This is a genomic window from Paraburkholderia polaris, from assembly GCF_012927345.1.
Taxonomy (GTDB): Bacteria; Pseudomonadota; Gammaproteobacteria; order Burkholderiales; family Burkholderiaceae; genus Paraburkholderia; species Paraburkholderia polaris.
Genome location: NZ_JABBGJ010000001.1, coordinates 298,273 through 316,197, shown reverse-complemented (window position 1 = coordinate 316,197; position 17,925 = coordinate 298,273). Strand labels below are relative to the sequence as shown.

The 17,925-nt window shown below is 59.7% G+C and carries 12 protein-coding genes and 2 pseudogenes; 2 read left to right on the top strand and 12 right to left on the bottom strand.

Going from position 1 to position 17,925, the window contains the following annotated elements:
- The 3 genes from HHL24_RS43555 to HHL24_RS01310 all read right to left on the bottom strand — a co-directional run.
- Positions 1-236 (bottom strand): hypothetical protein (locus HHL24_RS43555; protein WP_206002658.1); only part of this gene is annotated, 236 nt, incomplete at its 3' end.
- A gap of 394 nt (positions 237-630) precedes the next feature.
- The gene (locus HHL24_RS01315) at positions 631-1,788 is read right to left on the bottom strand and encodes an FAD-dependent oxidoreductase (protein WP_169483560.1); all 1,158 of its coding nucleotides are present in this window, start codon (positions 1,786-1,788) and stop codon (positions 631-633) included.
- Between the two features lie 1,015 nt (positions 1,789-2,803).
- Entirely contained in the window at positions 2,804-3,841 is a 1,038-nt protein-coding gene (locus HHL24_RS01310) for an IS110 family RNA-guided transposase (protein ID WP_169483559.1), read from the bottom strand.
- A 153-nt stretch (positions 3,842-3,994) separates the two neighbouring features.
- On the opposite strand from HHL24_RS01310, the gene HHL24_RS01305 reads away from it, so the two are divergent.
- Positions 3,995-4,345 (top strand): hypothetical protein, encoded by a 351-nt coding sequence (locus tag HHL24_RS01305; RefSeq protein ID WP_169483558.1) that lies wholly within the window; start codon positions 3,995-3,997, stop codon positions 4,343-4,345.
- On the opposite strand, the gene HHL24_RS01300 is transcribed toward HHL24_RS01305, so the two are convergent.
- The 7 genes and pseudogenes from HHL24_RS01300 to HHL24_RS01275 form a co-directional block, all read right to left on the bottom strand.
- Positions 4,346-6,073, bottom strand: coding sequence for a ShlB/FhaC/HecB family hemolysin secretion/activation protein (locus HHL24_RS01300; protein WP_169483557.1), 1,728 nt, complete (start codon positions 6,071-6,073; stop codon positions 4,346-4,348).
- Positions 6,074-6,141: 68 nt separating this feature from the next.
- On the bottom strand, positions 6,142-6,792 hold the full coding sequence (locus HHL24_RS01295) for an immunity protein Imm33 domain-containing protein (RefSeq protein WP_169483556.1): 651 nt from the start codon (positions 6,790-6,792) through the stop codon (positions 6,142-6,144).
- Positions 6,789-7,274, bottom strand: a complete 486-nt coding sequence (locus HHL24_RS01290) for an immunity 42 family protein (RefSeq protein ID WP_169483555.1) — start codon at positions 7,272-7,274, stop codon at positions 6,789-6,791. Before HHL24_RS01290 ends, HHL24_RS01295 begins: the two co-directional genes overlap by 4 nt.
- A gap of 522 nt (positions 7,275-7,796) precedes the next feature.
- A pseudogene (locus HHL24_RS44730) lies at positions 7,797-9,323 on the bottom strand (hemagglutinin repeat-containing protein); the annotation flags it as partial.
- A gap of 23 nt (positions 9,324-9,346) precedes the next feature.
- Positions 9,347-12,166 (bottom strand): annotated as a pseudogene (locus HHL24_RS44725) (two-partner secretion domain-containing protein); the annotation flags it as partial.
- Positions 12,167-12,458: 292 nt separating this feature from the next.
- Positions 12,459-12,905: a hypothetical protein gene (locus tag HHL24_RS01280; RefSeq protein ID WP_169483554.1), complete on the bottom strand. Its 447-nt coding sequence runs from the start codon at positions 12,903-12,905 to the stop codon at positions 12,459-12,461.
- An 894-nt stretch (positions 12,906-13,799) separates the two neighbouring features.
- Complete coding sequence (locus tag HHL24_RS01275; protein WP_206002657.1) at positions 13,800-14,549, bottom strand: DUF4336 domain-containing protein; 750 nt, start codon at positions 14,547-14,549, stop codon at positions 13,800-13,802.
- A 466-nt stretch (positions 14,550-15,015) separates the two neighbouring features.
- Here HHL24_RS01275 and HHL24_RS01270 point away from each other — a divergent pair, with 466 nt between their 5' ends.
- Positions 15,016-15,453: a YciI family protein gene (locus HHL24_RS01270; protein ID WP_169483553.1), complete on the top strand. Its 438-nt coding sequence runs from the start codon at positions 15,016-15,018 to the stop codon at positions 15,451-15,453.
- 408 nt (positions 15,454-15,861) lie between these two features.
- Here HHL24_RS01270 and HHL24_RS01265 read toward each other — a convergent pair whose 3' ends face one another.
- Both HHL24_RS01265 and HHL24_RS01260 read right to left on the bottom strand, forming a co-directional pair.
- On the bottom strand, positions 15,862-16,641 hold the full coding sequence (locus tag HHL24_RS01265; RefSeq protein ID WP_169483552.1) for an enoyl-CoA hydratase/isomerase family protein: 780 nt from the start codon (positions 16,639-16,641) through the stop codon (positions 15,862-15,864).
- Between the two features lie 29 nt (positions 16,642-16,670).
- Complete coding sequence (locus HHL24_RS01260) at positions 16,671-17,591, bottom strand: NAD(P)H-dependent flavin oxidoreductase (RefSeq protein ID WP_169483551.1); 921 nt, start codon at positions 17,589-17,591, stop codon at positions 16,671-16,673.
- Between the last annotated feature and the right edge of the window lie 334 nt (positions 17,592-17,925).

Here is a 17,925-nt window from a genome sequence, read left to right as displayed (position 1 = left end):
CGGCTGCTAATCCGCCTGTTCGAACCTACCTGTTTTGCCGACATTCCAGTCAGCATACAGATCGCGGCAACAACGAGCGTGGCGACGCCAAACCCGATCCATACAGGATCGAATCGGCCACGGAGCGTACCATTTGCGAAAGAATCAGAGACAGCACCGGACAGGACGAACGCAACGGGAAAAATCGAAATCAGGCCGAAGAACAGGATGTACGTGATTACCGACCGGATTTTCATTTCCTATTTCTCCAAGGATCGTAAGCGTCGCAGAGTAGCGCCGGCGCCGATGCGGACGGATTGTCAACGATCCGTGCGGCGGTGTCGACTGTCCGAAAGTGGCCGAACGCGGTCCGACGCAGACCTCGCACGATCGCTGATCGCTGATCGCTGATCGCTGATCGCTGATCGCGGCGAGTATGCCAAAGGCATGAACCAACCCACAGCGGTCTTCCGAGGGGCAGGGGTCGGCCGCCGGAAACCGGACGTTCATGCCCATCGGTAAACGGATTCCGCTGCCACCCCATTGCGGCCTGCGCCAGAGTGAAACTCTTCGCCCAATACAGCGCAGAAGCGAATCCCGCCAGCGATGCGTTGCGCAACTCGTTTTGCTGGTCCAGCTACCCGCATGCAATTAGTGTGCAGAGAACAACTCCACCACGCTCCGAGGAGCATCCTCGCCGAAGAAGCGCCGATGATTCTGGGCCGTCTGGTCAGCGAAGGAGGCGCTACGAGGAAAGAGCGCCTGTTCATAGATTGCTAGCGCGGCCTCTATGTCACCAGGATGGTCGCGCAGCGCCTGGCCGAGTTCGGCGCCATCAAAAATAGCGAGGTTGGCTCCCTCGCCCGCGAACGGCGACATCAGATGTGCAGCATCGCCAACGAGCGTAACTCCTGGAACGCGTTCCCACCGGTGGTCGACCGGCAGGGCATAGATGGGTCTCACGATCGGCGCAGTATCGCTATCGGTGATCAATGCCCGGAGCTGCGGGGCCCAACCGTCGAATTCGTTTGCAAGGCGATGAAGTGCGGCCGTCGGCTGGCTGAAGTCGATGGCGCCGATCCACGCTTCCGATTTGTTCAATGCGACGTAGGTATGCAGGGTGCCGTTCGCGTAACGGTGCGCCAGGATGCCTTTGCCCGGTTCGACCGCCATCAACGTGCCGCTGCCAATTGCCTTCGCGCCGGCTTGGTGTCGGGTGTCGCCGTCAAAGAGACGGGTCTCGACGAAGGTCGTGCCAATGTACGCGGGGTCTGCGACAGACAGAAGCGGACGAACTTTTGACCAGGCTCCGTCGGCCCCGACCAGCAGATCTGTCGTGGTCGTCGAGCCGTCGGCAAAGACCAGCTGGTGCTGCCCGCCGACGAGGCGGTTCGCCTGTGCAAGCTTGCGGGCCCACCGGATGGTGTCGACAGGCAGCGACTCCATCAGGAGACGACGCAGCGCACCTCGGTCAACTTCAGGCTTGGCCGTGCTGCCCGAGCCGGGCTTATCGAGAAGGACGTTACCGTGCCTATCAACGACGCGCTTGGCATCCTCGCACGGAAGCGTGAGGGCGCGAAACTGGTCGTGGAGGCCTGCGGCTTTCAGCCCGAGTTGGCCGTTGTATTCGTGGATGTCCAGCAAGCCGCCCTGCGCTCGCGCATCGGACGAGACTTCGGCTTCGTAAATCGTCGCGGGGATGCCGTTGACGTGCAGGACACGTGCGAGCGTCAATCCGCCAAGGCCGGCCCCGATGATGGCGATGCGGGGACGTGTCGATGGAGACAAGGAATCGAGGTAACTGTTCATGGCGCGTTCCGATGACTACGAACATGCGCGTCGGTGCGCGACAGTTCGCAGAAGGTCCGACTATGTCGGGGGAAACGCTGGCCGACCTCGCTAAAGATGCTTGGGTGGCGTGTACGCGGCTGTCTGATAGCTGGCGCGATGCAGACGGCCGTTTTTCGCGGTCTTCGAAAACGAAGTATCGCATGGGTTGTCGCGGCGCGTGGCCCGTCCACGGATCTTCAGGAATCGCCTCCCGCTCAACGGCACGCATGGCGCCAGTTCGAAGATCCGACCAGTGCAACGAGCACGCTGCCGGAAAGCGGCCACTGGTGAATGGCCGCAAGTGGCCGAGATGAAAACGCATGTTGAATGTGGCGCTCTGAAAAATCGAGCCTTCAGATCGCGCCGTATCGGGTTGGCGGCGACTCGGGAAGGGTCAAACACAAAGTGCTTGCAGGACGAGATGGCGACGCTGACTGAGCAGATGCAGGTGCAGCTGCTCAGGGATATCGAGGTGCAGCTCAATGCGACGCTGAATAGGCGCGCCATAAAGCCGCGAATAAACGCATCTTGCCTGTTATCGCGCCAGCAAAGCACACTCCGCCACGGTGTCAGAAGCGATGCCGAATCCCTGCAACCAGAAGGTTCTGGTTGCGGCTCGTCGACGGCGAGTTCAGATACAGATCGGCCACCGCGTACGGTCCCGACACCGGTCTGCCGGTTGTTGTCCAACGTGGCCGGTCTGCCATACATGGACGCCCACAGTTTGCACAGCCGTCATTCGGTGATCGTTAGCAGATAAAGGATTGCAGCCATACATCCGGACTTGTGAGGACTTGCCTCTGTCCCTGATGGAATGCGCAGATCGGTTTCTCGTTAACCCTTCGCGCTCGAAGCGCGTGGCAGACCACAGAATTTTCCCGATCCCGGTCTCACCTGTTTTGCCATCACGTCATGATTGCCCGCGCAATCGCTGGAAGCTACCGCCTATCCATTAGTTAGTTATCCTGTATCAGTTAATCTCCGTGTCCATGTGTCAGACGACAGGTGCTGCGCGCCCATAGTCGGAGCAGAACTCCCGGTGATGTGCAAGTAAGGCCCAGGCGATGCGCGCATTGCGGTTGGCAAGTGCCACGGTTGCGATGTTCGTGTGTCGCCGTGCAAGCAGACGACCTAGCCAGCTTGTGGAGGTGTCGGCTTTTTGGCGTACGGCGCTAATCACGGCCCGTGCACCGTGGACAAGCAGGCATCGCAGATAAGCGTCCCCACGTTTGCCGATACCGAGCAGCACCTGTTTGCCGCCACTTGAGTGCTGGCGCGGCACCAGACCGATCCATGCCGCTAGTTGCCGGCCGCTTGCAAAGCATCGCGCGTCGCCCACTGATGCGACGAGCGCAGTAGCGGTGATGGGTCCGATGCCTGGAATCTGCGCAAGTCTGCGGCTTGCTTCGTTCTCCCGATGCCAGGTCTTTATTTGCGCTTCGAGCAGTTGCACCTGCCGGTCCAGCTCCCGCAGATAGTCGAGCTGATGCATGACCAGTTGCCGGAATACGCCCGGCAGTTCGTTACTGACGTCTTCCAGAAGATCAGGGACATCCTGATGCAAATGATGAATGCCCTGCGGCACAACCAGACCGTATTCTGCGAGCAGACTGCGGATCTGGTTTGCGTGGGCGGTACGCGCGGTAACAAATCCCTGCCGGACCCGGTGCAGTGCAAGGATCGCCTGCTGCTCGATGCTTTTGACGGGTACGAACCGCATGTTCGGTCGCGAGACGGCTTCACAGATTGCCTCTGCATCCGCGGCATCATTCTTGTTGCTCTTCACGTAAGGTTTGACGAACTGTGGCGCAATGAGCTTGACCGTATGCCCATAAGCTTGCAGCTTTCTCGCCCAGAAGTGTGCACCGCAACAGGCTTCCATGCCCACTAGACAGGGTTCCAGCGTGGCGAAGAATGGCAGCACCTGAATGCGTTTTAGCTGCTTCCTTAATACGGGGACGCCGCGCGGGTCGACGCCGTGGACCTGAAAAACGTTCTTGGCAAGGTCAAGGCCAATGGCCGCGATCTTCATGATGCTCTCCTTCGCGCTAACGCTTGAGACCCTTACTTTGGCATATCCGCACCGCAGGAGAGGGGGCGTCCATTCCATTAACCCTGTTATCGTGCCCGCTCACCCTTCCTGAACTGGTAGGCCGGGCCGTCCTTAATGAACGGAGTCCGCACCATGACGCAGCAAGCAGCAGCCGTATCCGCCGAAACATCTACACCTGACCAAATGAGACGCCGTCTGGCGATGCTCGAACGCTTCAATCACAGGGCGATGCTAAACGCCCAGGACTTCGCGGAAACAATGAGGCGGATTCAAGCGCTCGCAAACATGGCCCGAAACAATCATCCGACGTTGCCGAACATGACTGGCATCATCGGCGCGATTGAAGAACTCGCGGAAAAAGGCGTGGATGAGGCCGAACTCGACAGCAAGTGCATGAAATACGCCCTAACGCTCGGACCCGATGACGTTGAGGAGTTAGAGCAACTGATGGGCACGGGCGAAGTCGTGGAACTTCGGCACTAGTCAGAACTGCGCTGTCATCTGAAACCCGACCGTGAACCGCGCGGTCGGGAACCCTGAAGGTTTGTAGATCGGCGTTCCTGCGAACAGGTCGTAGGACACGCCGACATACTTCGCCGGCACGCCGCCGCGAATGCCAATCACCGCGCCCGCCAGTTGCGTCCCCTCCAGTGTCGCCGTGTTCGGTCCGAACACGCGCCCGTAGTCGATCCCCGCATACAGCGTCTGTCCCGTCTGGAAGATCGGCCATTGCAGTTCGTTACGCCAGTAGAAACCGCGTTCGGCCGCAAGCATCGTTTCTCCGTCGAAGCCGCGCACCGTGTAGCGGCTGCCGATGGTCAGGTCGTCGATGTAGAACAGCGTGTCGTTGGTGAACTGGCCGTGTACGGTTCCGACGTACCGGAAGCCCTGACCGGCAATCGCAAACGGAACTGAGAGGTTCGCGTCGAGCACGGCCATGTGATAGCGGTAGGTCGGACCATCGGGATACGGGTCGGCGGTTGCGCCGAAACCGCCGATGCCCTGTCGGTAGGCAAGCGTGCCGTCGAGCTGCGCGCCACCGAAATAATGGCGGTCGGTCGCGCCAAGTTCCAGATAGGTGTTGTTGCGCGCCTGTGTCGGAATGGTCGTGTCGTCGATAAAGCTGTCGCCGAAGCGCTTCGATAGCTGCACGTAGCCGCCAAGCATGTCGTTCTGGCTGCGCGAGATAACGCGCGCGAGCTTTAGCGCAGCCGTTTGTGAGTTACCGCTGGACACGAATGTCTGATTCACACCCGCGATGTTCTGGTAGTACGTGTTCGTGTTGCCCGAAAGCGTGGCGGTCCAGTAGCCCCAAGGAATTGAATACGAGCCGTTGAAGCCATGCGAGCCGAGCGCCTTGTTGCCGAACGACAAATCCTGATTCGCGCCTACTGTGAAGATGTCGTTCAGGCCGAGCGGGTTGTCGATGCCAAGGCTGACGTTGCCTTGCCATTTACCCGTCGACTCGGTGCCTGAATTATCGACCGAAGCAACGAAAGTCCAGGGCTTCGCGCGCTTGACCGTCAGCACAACATCGCTTTCGCCCGGTACGTCAGTCGGCCGGATTTCCATGCTCACGTCCTGGCTGCCGACGCGCTTCATCTGCTCCAGACCCTGTTCAAGATCGCGCAGATTCAACACGTCGTCGCCGCGCGTCGGATAGGCGGTCTTCCAGGTGCCCCACATTGACGGGTCGGCGAAGGCGATACTGCGCACGATACCGGGCACAAGCGCGAGCGTCAGCGTGCCACCCGTCAGGTCTTGTGGCTGCACGAGTACGCGCGTGGTGACATAGCCGCGGCTCAGAATCGCCTGCTGCAATCCCTTGGTGAGCACGTCGATGCCTTCCTTGCCGACACATTGGCCTTTGTAGTGGTCGAGCCATTCGCGCGCGAACGCGAAAGGGTCGAGCGGCAACGCCGACGCGCCTTTCTTCTGCGTCGCTGCCGACAGGGATTCAAGTACGTTGAGCGCAAATGTCTCGATGCGAAAGCATGGTGACTCGTGAGGAAGTGCGGGATACGCCTCGATCTTCGGCAGATCGGAACGCACGACAGGCGCCGATACTGCGGCTTCGCGCTGCTGCGCGTCGCGTCGCTGCTGCTGGTTCTGTTCGGTTTCTATACCGCCGAGGCTTTGTGCCGGCGCATTTGGCGCGAGAGCGACCAGGGCTGTCAGCGGCAGAGCCGCCAGCCTCTTTCGAATTTTCATGATGATTTGGGTTACTACTCGTGTGGCGTGCCGCTATCGTCTGTGAAAGCGGCCCCTATGGTCTCGTTTTAACCGATGAGGTCACTCGCCGGCAGTCTACGCAAAAGTTCGTTGGAATCTGATCCGACTTCCTTCTTCCCGAAGCTGATCTTTACTTCCCCATCCTTCAGCACAACCGATGACGAGGCGGGTAAAGCTAGGAAGGGAATTATTTCCGGCCGCTTGCTTGCAATTTCGAACAGTGAGGCCAAACGGCCATCGCTTGAAACGTTTTCTTCCGTGGTAAAGAGCCATCCTGAATCGCTACCCGCAGGAGGATCGCGGAACATCTGAAGGTTCCTTGACGCCATGAAGTCAGGGGATACAACCCCGGACTGCCTCAACGAAGGAAACGAAGGCTCGATGTCCAACAGTTCCGCTACGCTCTTCTGAACTATAAGTTGTCGGTACGTCCTGCTTGCGCCGCGTTCCCAAACGATCGGAACCTCGCCGAACCGCGGTTCCCAAACGTCCAACTCGCCGTTTGCGGTGGCCTTGAGCATCAGCATCATCCAGCCCATCTGAACGGTTTCGCCGGCCCTGAAAACCGTTCCTTGTCGAACCGCATCTTCGAAGTACGATAGTATCGGTTTTCCTCCAAACTCCGGGCCGGAAGGTAAGGAAACTACGATATCGGGATGTCCATGCTTGCCCTGAAAATGCGATTTCATTTCTGTCATGATGTTTGTGCGGGTTTGCTCTTTGTGAGCGCGTCTCGTACCACTGATTGAAACTCGCCCCGAGGCAGAACTTGTTCATGAACGACAGAGGGCTCAATGCGTCGGCCGAAAATCAGCTTCGCATTCTCTCCCGACTCGACCAAAAAGACCTGATGCCCGTCGTCCAACAAGCTACCGATCGACACCAAATGTCTGTAGTCGCTTTCTTTCGCGTCAGAGTCCATCGAAGGAAACGCGCGCGCGACAAGTACCACGTAGGCATCCTTCGCGGGCAAATCGAAAAGGTCCGCGTCCTCTAGATTGCGTTTTAAGCAATCCATCGCGGACAGCAAGTTAAGGTCAACTCCAAGAGTTGAATTTGAGGACCATAGAATTTCACCGCCTATAAAATAAGCGAAGCAACCGTTCTTAAAACGATCAGTCGACCAAGCGTCAACCGCATCGCACCAAATTGCGAAAGTATCGGGATTTCCAGATAACATTTACTTTCCTTTAAATCCAAGAGTCCGCTTAACCGAAATTGGAATCGTTGAAACATCGATCGGTGCCCTTGAGTCGCCAGTTGATCCAGTCCAATGATAGGCGCCGTTCCCGTCGGAGTAGAACCTGTTGATGTTGCCGTCGGAATCTATCGCGAACCTTGTCTTTTCGCCGCCCTGAATGGAAGAGTTGAACAGGGATAGCGAATCGTTCGGCTCTGTACCCGCGTTTGGGCGGTTTCCGGGCATTCCCGGAGTGTGCTTCGGATTTGACTCAACTTGCAGGCCGTTATCGGCCGTTACTGTCTCAGGGATCGGCAGTCGATTATTGTTTCCGCCGCTTGCCAAGGTAGCATTGTCCGGTAAGTATCCCGGCGCCTTCGGTACAGCGTTCGCCGCACCGGATTCCGCGAGCGCGACACCCGGACTTGCAGCGGGCGGTACGCCGCCGCCGACACCAATAACCGCGTTCAGCCCATTCGCAATGCCTTGCATCGCCAGGGAGAACAGCGTAGGAGACTTCCTCCCGGAGTCGCCCGTCAACTGGCGTTCATCGTCCATCGACTGGTTATACAGGTGGACATTCGATGCCATCGCGGCACCAGCCGTACCGCCGACCACAGCGCCGCCCACGCCCGCTGCGATGGTGGCCGCGAGGTTGCCAATCAGATCGGACCCCGTCGCTGATGCAACGCCCTTCGAGATATCGTTCAGCGTCCCGGCCATCTTCGATGCCAGACCCGCGCCCGCCGCACCGCCGATGGCCCCGAGCGCGCTTCCGCCACCGAGCCCACCAATGAGGCCGCCGCCCACAACGTGCAGTTCAGCGCGCGAATCGCCGCCTTCCTTCCAGTTGTTATAGTCCGCAGCCGCCGCAGCCATGCCCGCGCTGTCGCCGCGGTCAGAAGCGGCTTTGTAGGCCGCCGCCGCGTCTTCGCGCTTCATGTCCGCATACGCGCCGATGCCTTGCGATACGGTCTGACCCGCTGCCTGTGCCGCCTCCATCGTGTCGGCCTGCTGGTTCAGGATGCCGTTCACGTCCGGCGTTTTCGCCACCGTGCCGTTCGTGTTGGTCGTGTCTCGTGACAGGTTCGCAATGTCCTGAGTCTGGCCCACACCGTTCGTCACGTTGATCGTGCCGGCGCTGATTGCACTGCGCGTAGTCGCGCTCGAATCGCCGCTCTCGTTCTGCGAAATCATCGGCGACACGCCGGGATGGCCACTTACCGAACCCGGTCCGACCGACTTGCCGGTGCTACCGCCGAAGCCAACGCCTGCGCTGACACCGTTGCTGTTGGCGTCATAGTGAGACTGGTTCTGGATATCGTTGAACGTGAGCGTACCAGCTGTCAGGCTGTTCTTCGACTCGTCCGCCGTGCTTGAAATCACGCCGCCCGTCAGGCCCGTGTTGCCCCTGACGTTGACGTTAAATCCACCGTCGCCCGCATTGATCCCGGCCTGTTCGTTCACGCCCGCATAGTTCGAATCCGCATGACCGTTCTGTGCGCTGAAACTCGCGCTGCCGCCACCCTGGCTGATCGTGAAGCCGCCACCCGTGCTGCTCTGGTGCGCCGCGCTGTCCGTTATGTCCTGCACGCTCACGATGTTGAGGTTGCCACCCACGTCCGCATTGATGTGCTTGCCGCTGATCTGCGAGCCGATGATGTTCGTATCGCCGCCAGAAATTACCGTGACGCTGTTCGCGCCCGTGACGTGTGAGGCGTTCTGGATCGATGCGTCGCTGTTTGCATCGCCGTGTGCATTCGCCATCGCGGCCGAAACACCGAAGCCGCCGCCGAGCGTGTACTGCACGCCCACGCTCGCGCTGCTCGAACTGTTCGAGCTACGTGTTGAATCCGTGTCCGTCGTATTGATGACGTTCACCTGGTTTTTTGCCGCAAGAATGACATCGTTCGCTTTCACGTTCGACCCGGCGATAGTCACATCGCCGTTCGTCGAAACGAATCCCGCAGTCCCGCCTGCCTGGACGCTGGAGCCGCGCTGCGTCGTTTGATCCTCTGACGACTGGCTCTGGCTCTTGCTCGAACCGATGCTGACCTTGATGCCGATATCCGGCTTGCCACGGTCAGGGAGTTGCCCGCATTGAGCGTCGTCGCGGTCAGCGTGTCGTCGGACCTGTGCAGCGACTCCGAGTAGCTGCCGTGACTGTCGCTGCCCGAACTGTTGCTATCGACGGTCGAAGTCGCCTTCGCCGCCTGGAGCATCACATTGCCGTTCGCCGCGACAACACCGCCGCCGCCGAGGTTGATGTTTGCGCCAGTCGCCGTCAGGTCGCCGCCGACGCCGATCTGTGACACGCCGCCAACACTCACGGAACTGCCGGTTGTCTGGTTGATACTGGTGTTCGATACGCCGTTCGCGCCCGAAACGATCTTGTGCTCGCCGGTCTGCACCGAGCCGATATCGTAGTTGCCGCCGACCGCCATGCCGAGGTTGCCGCCGACGTTCAGGTTGCCCGCGTTCTGCTCGAAGTTGCCGCCGGTCACAATGGCCGCATTGCCGGCAACGTTCAGGTTGACGATGGGGCCGAGCGTGGTCGTGGTGCGCGTTGCACCCGTCGCGCTCACCTGGTCAACGGTCTTCACCGCCGTATTCAGCAGCAGGTCGCCGCCCGCGTTCAGCGCCAGGCTGCCGGCGTTCACGGTCGCAGACGTCAGGTCGACGCTGCCCTTCGTCGTCAGCGACATCAGGCCGCCGCTTTGCAGCGTGCCGAAGGCGTTGCTGATCTGGTTGCCCTGGATCGACAGCGTATTGCCCGCCTGCACCGTGCCGCTGTTGGTGAAGGTCTGCGCGTTCTGTATGTCGATGTCGGTCGCCGCGATCAACGGACCGTTCATGTTCTGCTGGCTCGCCTTCGCGAGATAGACGACCGGCACGAGCACGGACTGGCCGTCGACAATCTCGGTCTGCATGATGACGACGTTGCTCGTGAGCGCCGCCACCTGCTCAGGCGACAGGCTCATACCGAGCGGGAGATTCAGCGATTGCGACAGCGAGGCGCCCGCGGCAAGCATCGCCTGGTACATCGACTGAAGATCGGTGTACGGACCGAGCACGGCCTTGCCGGTGAGCGACGTAATCTGGTTGCGCACAAGCTGCTGCTCGTAGAAGCCATCGCCGAGACGCTTTTCGGTCGTCTGCGGATTCAGGCCAAGCTGTTGCAGATAGTAATCGCTCGAAATGAACGTCTTCTGGTTCGTGAAGGCCGGATTCGTTTCAACCAGCCAGGACGATCCCGGCGCGGTTGCCGGACTGAACAGGCCGCCTTGAGGAACAGTCAGGTTTTGCAGCACGTTCTGCGCGGTCGCGCTCGCGATCGTCGGATTCACCATACCCGCGCCACCGCTCACCGACGCCGCGCCGGACTTCGCGCCGCTCGCGTTACCGCTCAGGCCACTCACGCTCACGCCGGACACTGCCTGACCGGGTGCGAGACCCAGCGAAGGAATGCCTGCGTTACCCGCCGTGTTGTCGATGCTGATGCCCGAGCCCGATAGCGTGCCGCCCGCAACGAAACTGGATTCGTAGCTCGGGAGCGAGTAGTTGCGGATGTCGGCCGGCGCAGCCTGATATCCGCCCGGATTCGAACCAGCAAATGGCGCATTGCCGCCCGCCACATTGCGGCCGTTCGCCGCGACCCCGCCTGAAGCGTTCACGTTTAGGTCGCCGGACTGCGCCAGCGAGCCGTCGCCATTTACGCCAGATGCGAACGTGCCCGTCGCATTCACCGCGCCCGCGCTGACGGTCGTGTTCTGCTGCGCGGCGATCATGCCGCTGTTGGTCAGCACGCCGGTCGTGTTCAGGTTGACGTTCTGTTGCGCGTAGGTCGTACCGCTGTTGTCGATGCCGTCGCGCGCGCTCGCGCTTATGTTGCCGCTTGCGCTCGCCTGACTCGCCAGTTCCAGTTTGCCCTGTGTAGTCAGAACAAGGTCGCCGGCATTCGCTCCTACGACGCCCTTGAGCGAAACACCCACACCTGCCTCTGTGCCCACGAGAACGATGCGATTCGCATACATTCCGCCGAGATTGCTCACGTCGATGGAGACACCCGGCACGGGGCCGTCGCCTGCAATCGGCGTCGCCGAAAGCGTGTTGTGATCGACGCTGTTCGCGCCCGTGACGACATCCAGGTTCTTCGCGTAGATCGCTGCATTCGCCTGCACCGCGCGGGCCAGAAAGTCCACCTGGTCCACGTTCGATGCGTTCAGACCCGCGCCGCTGACCGTGATGTTGCCACCCGTGACGTTGAAGCCCGAGACCGAGCCATCGGCCGCATAGTTCGGCGTACCTGTCGTCAGAATTGCCCGACTCGTATTGATAAACCCGCCGCCGCTGACAGATATACCTGACGGATTGGCGATGATAACTTCCGCGCGATTGCCAGCAGTTTCGAGAAACCCGTTCAACTGCGAAGCGCTTGCGCTGTTGATCTGGTTGACGATGATCTTCGCCGACTGGCCCGCTGCAAAGTTTGGGTTGCCGTTGATGGTGCCGCCCTGTTGCGTCTGGACGATGGTCGGCGAGTTGTTGAGAATTGCGCCTTTCGACTGCACGTCAAAGCGGTTGTATGTGTTGACCGAAACGCCCGCGCCGGAAGGCCGGTTGATGTTGACCTGATCGAGTCCGTTGGGTGTCTGGATGACGCCAGGCGCGTGCGCGCCGCCCGAGACGATCTGCGCGAACGTAAGCATTGGCGCGAGCGCCAGCAGCGCCGCAGGCAGAAAACGGCACAGCGTCACGCGAATGGCAGAGCAAAGCGGCGCGCGCCCCGTAGCACGCGTTTCTCCAGCCTTGCCCGCAGCCATCGCCGTTTCCTCAACGGCGACGAGCATGTTGCGCGCGCGACTATAGACCAACCGGTAACGACGATTCATCGACACAACCCCGCGGTAAACAATCCGTCAATTTTTCGGGGTTGGGTTGAAAAAGTCCGTCAAGAAGTGTCAAGAAACCATACTTTCAGATTTGTCCTATGAATAAGCGATGCGCCGCGCATCGATCCGTAGGATTTCGCCAACATGGGCAAAAAAAGAGCCCGCTGGACGCGTGCCACATCCGCATGACTTGCCGTCCGGGAAAGCACAGCCCGTCTTTATAGAAGGATGGCTCTGATACAGCCACCAACGCACGGGCGCGCGTGGCGCGCGCCCGCATGAATAGTCCGATTCACCTGCGGCGCGCCCGGACATCGTCCAGATAAACATCGACGATGATCGACAGTCGCCTGACGACGGCAGCGTTGTCACGGTCTGCGGCGACGATTTTCTCAATCATTGTGCGAGTTCCGTCTGTCGCCAGCACGAACCGTTCGGCCAGAACTAACAGGTCGTTCGGGACCGGGGCGGCTGCATCCTCCCTGAGCAGCCGCATTTCGGCGAGCGTGAGACTGGTCAGGTCTCGGTTAAGCAGAAGATCGGGCGCGATCCCGAATGCATCTGCGAGTGGCAACAGCAGTTCCGAGTGACGCGACGCGCGCCGCTCAAGTTGATAAACCTGTTGTCCAAGTTTTGCCCGATCCCTCCCTTTGGCCTTTGGACCAGGTCGGTCTACGAGGTCGCCACGCTTCCATCCAAGGAGCAGACGAACATGCCGCACGTTCTCGCCGAAACTCATAATGCCGCCCTCGCAAATGACGACGCCCGCAAGTGCGGGCGTTCAGAGTTAGATTTCATCAACGGCGAGCGCAATGTTTTATATATGTACTTGATTTCCGTCGTTAATTGCATTCGGCGTGAAAGCCCTGTCGGGTGGGGGCTGCGCGACTCGAAGATCAGAGCGCTTGGCCGCGGTCGGTAAATTGAGTTTCGATCTTACGGATTGTAGGTGTTTTCCCTGGCGCGGCCGTATTGTCGCGCGCGTGATAGTGCGGACTGCGTCGTCAGGGTCGTCGTACAGATGGGGGCGGAACGCGGCTCTGGCTGCTACTGTGTTTCTATACAGCGCACGCGAGCAAGCACAATTTCAACCAAGGCAGAGAAGCTGCGCAGCACGACCGGCTGCGCAGCCCCGGTCAAATGTCAGCGCGGCAGCGCCGGCGCGCCAACGGGCCTAGCGCGCCGTGGGCGTCCGGTCGGCACGTCTATAGAATGCAGCCAGACCTGTCTCCGGGTGACAAATCCTGCCCCCGCAACCAACAATGAAGCCCGCTGAGCGAACGCCAGCGGGCTTTTTGCTGTTAGCCATCGATGTGACGTTGCGGCCGCGGTGGATTGCCGGTCTGTTCACCGGGCCGCATGGTCATGCTGTAGGTAAGAATGCTTCCGCATTTCAGGCACTGTGCCTTAGTTGCCCAAGTGGATCTAGTGCCGAAGCGCCACTCGCAGGTGCGGTGTTACGGATATGCGAGCGTCGGTTCCGCCCCCAAGGCTGCGAACGTTCGCCACGTGGATCTTGTCGTGAGGTCGCCGGCCTGTACAGGTAGTAACCGCGAATGTTGGAGTAAGGGGTGAGCCTTTCCTCATTCGAGTCCGTCTGAATTCCGGTTGACCGGTGCCGAGCGATGCACGATTAGAGCCATGCCATGCCCTCACGGACCAAGGCGTGGGCGTCGTCTGTCAAGAGATCGCCATGTGCGAGCACGACGCGTTCGAACGGCCAGGCGAGCAGGGTGTCGATGCAGGCGCGTGCGCGTTTGCGGTCGCGATACGCCATGCGCAGTAGCGGATGCCAGCTGACACGACCGAGGATTCCGCCCAGGCGCAGGTAATTGCGTGTCAGCCAGTGAGGCGACTGATGAAAGTTCTCCACCAGATCGCAGGCGATCAGCGTGCGCGTGGCCGGATGATAGAAAACCGTCTCGCCCAGAATACAGCCTTCGATCGTTAGCAGTTCCAGGTCGCCGCGCCAGTCCGGATGAGGCTGATCCGTCAGCACCGCGTCGAAGCGAAGGTCTTTTCGCTTGCGTTGCAAGGCCGCCGGGCCGTGTAGCATCGCCCGCGGATAGGCTGCCGCAGTTTCTGCAGCATACATGTGATGAAAGAGATTCGGACAAACGATATGCGCGACGGGCCCCAAGGCATCTATTGCGGAGCGTACTTCGATGCTCAACGGGATCGGCGAATGCAACAACAGCTTGCCCGACGACAGCCGGATGACCGTCAAGCGCGTGCCGATATGTAAACCAACGAAAGAATGCGGGGCCAATGCGGTCCAGATATTCTGTGCAAATGGCTGAAGAGTTGCCATCCTCAAATCCGATAAGGTTTGGTTCCCAATCGTTAAACTGTACGCTCTAAGCCCTTCGCCGTAAGCCCCCAATCGAAAACGTTCTCCATGCGCAAACGGCGGCTTTGTGCCGGCATGGTTCAACGGGAGCAACGCAGCCACTAGCCGACCGGAGCGGGACCGATATGGCAATGTAGGCAAAGGTTGAAACCCACCCTAAGAACGCAAAGAAGGACGGGCCGTTGTGCCTTGCAAGCGGCCATCGGAACCTCACAGCGATCACCGGCCGCAACGGGTCGGCTGGCGCCGGACGCAGATCGATGACAGGCGCGCCGCAACGCCGGTTTGGCATTCGCCCGCGTTTGGCAACCCGCTGCCCGTCGTGAAAGTCTTCTTTCGGATATGCTGGGATCCCGATGATTTCAAGTCTTACAGAGGCGCTCGTCATCGGCCTCGCGCGGGCTGCGATACGAATCATCGAAATCGGCCGCAAAGTGTCGATTCGACAGCCCTTCGTTCGTCGTGGTCCTGAAGCACCATTCAACTCAGGAGAACGACGATGCGATTTATCATCACAGCCCAAGCAAGCGCAGACAACGACGAGCCGCATGCCGGCGGCGGTTTGGACGAGGCCCTCCTCACAGCGTACATGCGGTTCAACGAAGAGATGCACAAGGCCGGTGTCCTGGTGGCTTCCGAAGGCTTGAACCCAGCAGCGCCCGGAGCGCGAATTGCGGTTAGCAAGGGGAAGCGCTACATCGTTGATGGTCCGTTTGCCGAGTCCAAGGAACTGGTCGGTGGCTTTTACATCATCGACGTTGGATCGCTTGAGGAGGCGATTTCCTGGGCATTGCGCGCGCCATCCGGTCTCGGCGCGGATGATGTACTGGAGGTGCGCCAACTCACCGGCGCGGGCGATGTCCCGCCAGATGTCCTCGACATTATCCGCGCAGCGGCACCGACCTGGAGTGAGTCGGTTTGGCAAGCGCGGAAGTGAAGGCCGCATACGGAACCGCCGAGTTGCCGTCCAGCCGGGCGCTCGAGCCGCCGTCCGCAAGCGAACCTCCGTCTGCGGCTCAGCGTCAGCGTAAAGCGACCGCTTTTCTGCGGTGGTAGCCAAGGCGAACGACCGTCGGCTTCTGGTCGGCGGCGTTACGTTCGGCCTAGTCGATTTCAGGCTGGACTCGGCCAGCTTCCGTCACTCACACCGCAGAAAACCCGCATTGGGAACGACCGGTTCCAGATACATAGCCGCAGTAGTTCGACATAGTTCTGGCAAAGACGAAATCTCCGTTGCCTCCGCCCAAAGCGCGGGGGCACGCCGGCTGATTGGCTGGTACGAGACGCGCATCACCGCTGCCCGCCCGTTGGGTGGGTCCTCCCAAAAGCAGGGGACTGTATTTGTTTAGTGAAATGAGGAGAAGTCCGGGCGACGCTTCTCGACAAAGGCAGCTAGGGCCTCACGTGCTTCACCGCTACCGAGCACTTTTACCAACGCTTCGCCCTCTCGCGAGACGGCCGCTGACACGCCGTCGTGCTGCGCTTCGCGCAACAGACGTTTGGTCGTTTGGACCGAGGCCGGCGCCATCGATGCCAAATGTTCGGCCCATTCCCGTGCCAGGGTTAATTCGTCACCCGTCGGCACCACCTCAGTCACTAACCCGGCCCGCAATGCCTTGTGCGCATCGAAAACGTTGCCAAGAAGCAGTAGTTCGCTCGCTAATCGCGATCCTGCAGCGCGGGGCAGGAGAAAGCTCGACCCAAATTCCGGGACGGCGGCGAGGCTACTTGTGAACGGGAAGCAGAATTGAGTGTCGACAGCGGCCACCACCAAATCGCAATGCAGCAACAGGGTCGCGCCACCACCGATTGCCTTGCCATGCACGGCTGCTATTAACGGCTTAGGGAAAGCGACCAAACACTCGGTTAGGTTCGCCAGCGGTGAGCCGTCAAATCCTTGATTCAGAGCGCTCGTACTCATCCCGGGCAAGTTCGCACCCGCACAAAACAACTTGCCGCGACCGGAGAGCAACACGGCACGCACCGTCTTATCGACGGCTGCGCGATGCAACTGCGATTCAAGCGATACGAACCAAGGGTCGTCCATGGTATTGAGACCACTCTCAGTCGTGAAGACTAGATGCAATACGCCTTGAGTCAAGGTTGCTTCAATGGTGGTGGTCATGGCAGTTGCTCAGTTTCTGGCTCATCGCATCAAGCTTCGAGACTTTCAGCGAATTCAGTTTTCAGACGATGTGCGAGGTCGGCTACCGTCGGGACGTCGTGTATCAGGCCAACGCCCTGACCGGAAGACCAGATGTCGCGCCACGCAATCATTTCTTCTTCGTTTTCAACCGTAGCAGAAGGGATGTGCGCACCCTCATTCCAGTCCAAGCCAGCCTTGACCAAGCTCTCGCGCAAAAAGCTGGCGCCAATGCCCGTCACCTTGTTGGTGTAGATCACATCAGTTGATTCCGCATCGAGGATCATCTGCTTGAAACGCGGGGCGGCATTTGCCTCTTCGGTCGCAATGAAACGCGTCCCCATGTACGCGAGATCGGCTCCAAGCAATCTGGCAGCCCGAACGTGGCGGCCGTGACCCAGTGCCCCGCCGAGGACGATGGTGCCATCAAATTTCGCGCGTAACTGGCTGATGAAAGTAAAGGGATTGATAGTCCCGGCGTTGCCACCGCCGCCCGCGCAGATCGGGATGATTCCGTCCACTCCCGCCTCGGCAGCCTTCATGGCGTGCTTCATGTGGATGGCGTCATGGAATACAACCCCGCCGTAGGCATGCACGGCCGCGATTACATCTGGGCGATGGCCTGCGGCTGTGATGACAAGCGGCACTTTATGGCGAATCACGATGTCAAGGTCTTGATCGAGACGCTTGTTCGATTTATGTACCGGGATCATGACGCCGAATTTCGCGGCATGCTGGCCCTCAAGCGCGTTCTCGATTTCATGAAGCCAATCGTCGAGCTGACTCGATGGTCGTGCATTGAGGGCCGGCAACGTGCCGATGATGCCTTGCTTGCAGGTTTCAATCACCAGCTTCGTTCCCGACACGAGGAACATCGGCGCGGCGATCACCGGCAGTTGCAAGCCTGCTTGGAGGATGGCGGGGATGGGCATCGGCGGGATACACCTTAAGTTCGGGGGCGACTAATGAATTGGAAAGCCTTGGTCTTGTGCGAAACATCGTGCCGGGAAAAAGTCTGGGGTGCCGGTCATTTCAGTCAAATCACCTGTCTATCGGCCTCCTCGAACCGAAAGCAATTGGCGTCGGGCAGACCTTCTCATGCAAGCCGCTGGAGCTCGCAGGCCCTTGGTAGTTTCGATCGAGATGTGATTTGTTTTTTTGCCGTCGCCGGTTCAGAACCGGAAATCATCGACGAACCGCAACTCCGACACCGCGGAATGTCCGAAAAAGGTTTGAGCTACGGCCCGTTCACGAGCATCAGGCTGA

What these genes read in the sequence shown, in the direction of transcription:
- HHL24_RS01260 (WP_169483551.1), bottom strand. Translation starts at nt 17,591, where the DNA reads ATGCCCATCCCCGCCATCCTCCAAGCAGGCTTGCAACTGCCGGTGATC.
- HHL24_RS01265 (WP_169483552.1), bottom strand. Translation starts at nt 16,641, where the DNA reads ATGACCACCACCATTGAAGCAACCTTGACTCAAGGCGTATTGCATCTA.
- HHL24_RS01290 (WP_169483555.1), bottom strand. Translation starts at nt 7,274, where the DNA reads ATGTTATCTGGAAATCCCGATACTTTCGCAATTTGGTGCGATGCGGTT.
- HHL24_RS01280 (WP_169483554.1), bottom strand. Translation starts at nt 12,905, where the DNA reads ATGAGTTTCGGCGAGAACGTGCGGCATGTTCGTCTGCTCCTTGGATGG.
- HHL24_RS01305 (WP_169483558.1), top strand. Translation starts at nt 3,995, where the DNA reads ATGACGCAGCAAGCAGCAGCCGTATCCGCCGAAACATCTACACCTGAC.
- HHL24_RS01315 (WP_169483560.1), bottom strand. Translation starts at nt 1,788, where the DNA reads ATGAACAGTTACCTCGATTCCTTGTCTCCATCGACACGTCCCCGCATC.
- HHL24_RS01300 (WP_169483557.1), bottom strand. Translation starts at nt 6,073, where the DNA reads ATGAAAATTCGAAAGAGGCTGGCGGCTCTGCCGCTGACAGCCCTGGTC.
- HHL24_RS01270 (WP_169483553.1), top strand. Translation starts at nt 15,016, where the DNA reads ATGCGATTTATCATCACAGCCCAAGCAAGCGCAGACAACGACGAGCCG.
- HHL24_RS01295 (WP_169483556.1), bottom strand. Translation starts at nt 6,792, where the DNA reads ATGACAGAAATGAAATCGCATTTTCAGGGCAAGCATGGACATCCCGAT.
- HHL24_RS01310 (WP_169483559.1), bottom strand. Translation starts at nt 3,841, where the DNA reads ATGAAGATCGCGGCCATTGGCCTTGACCTTGCCAAGAACGTTTTTCAG.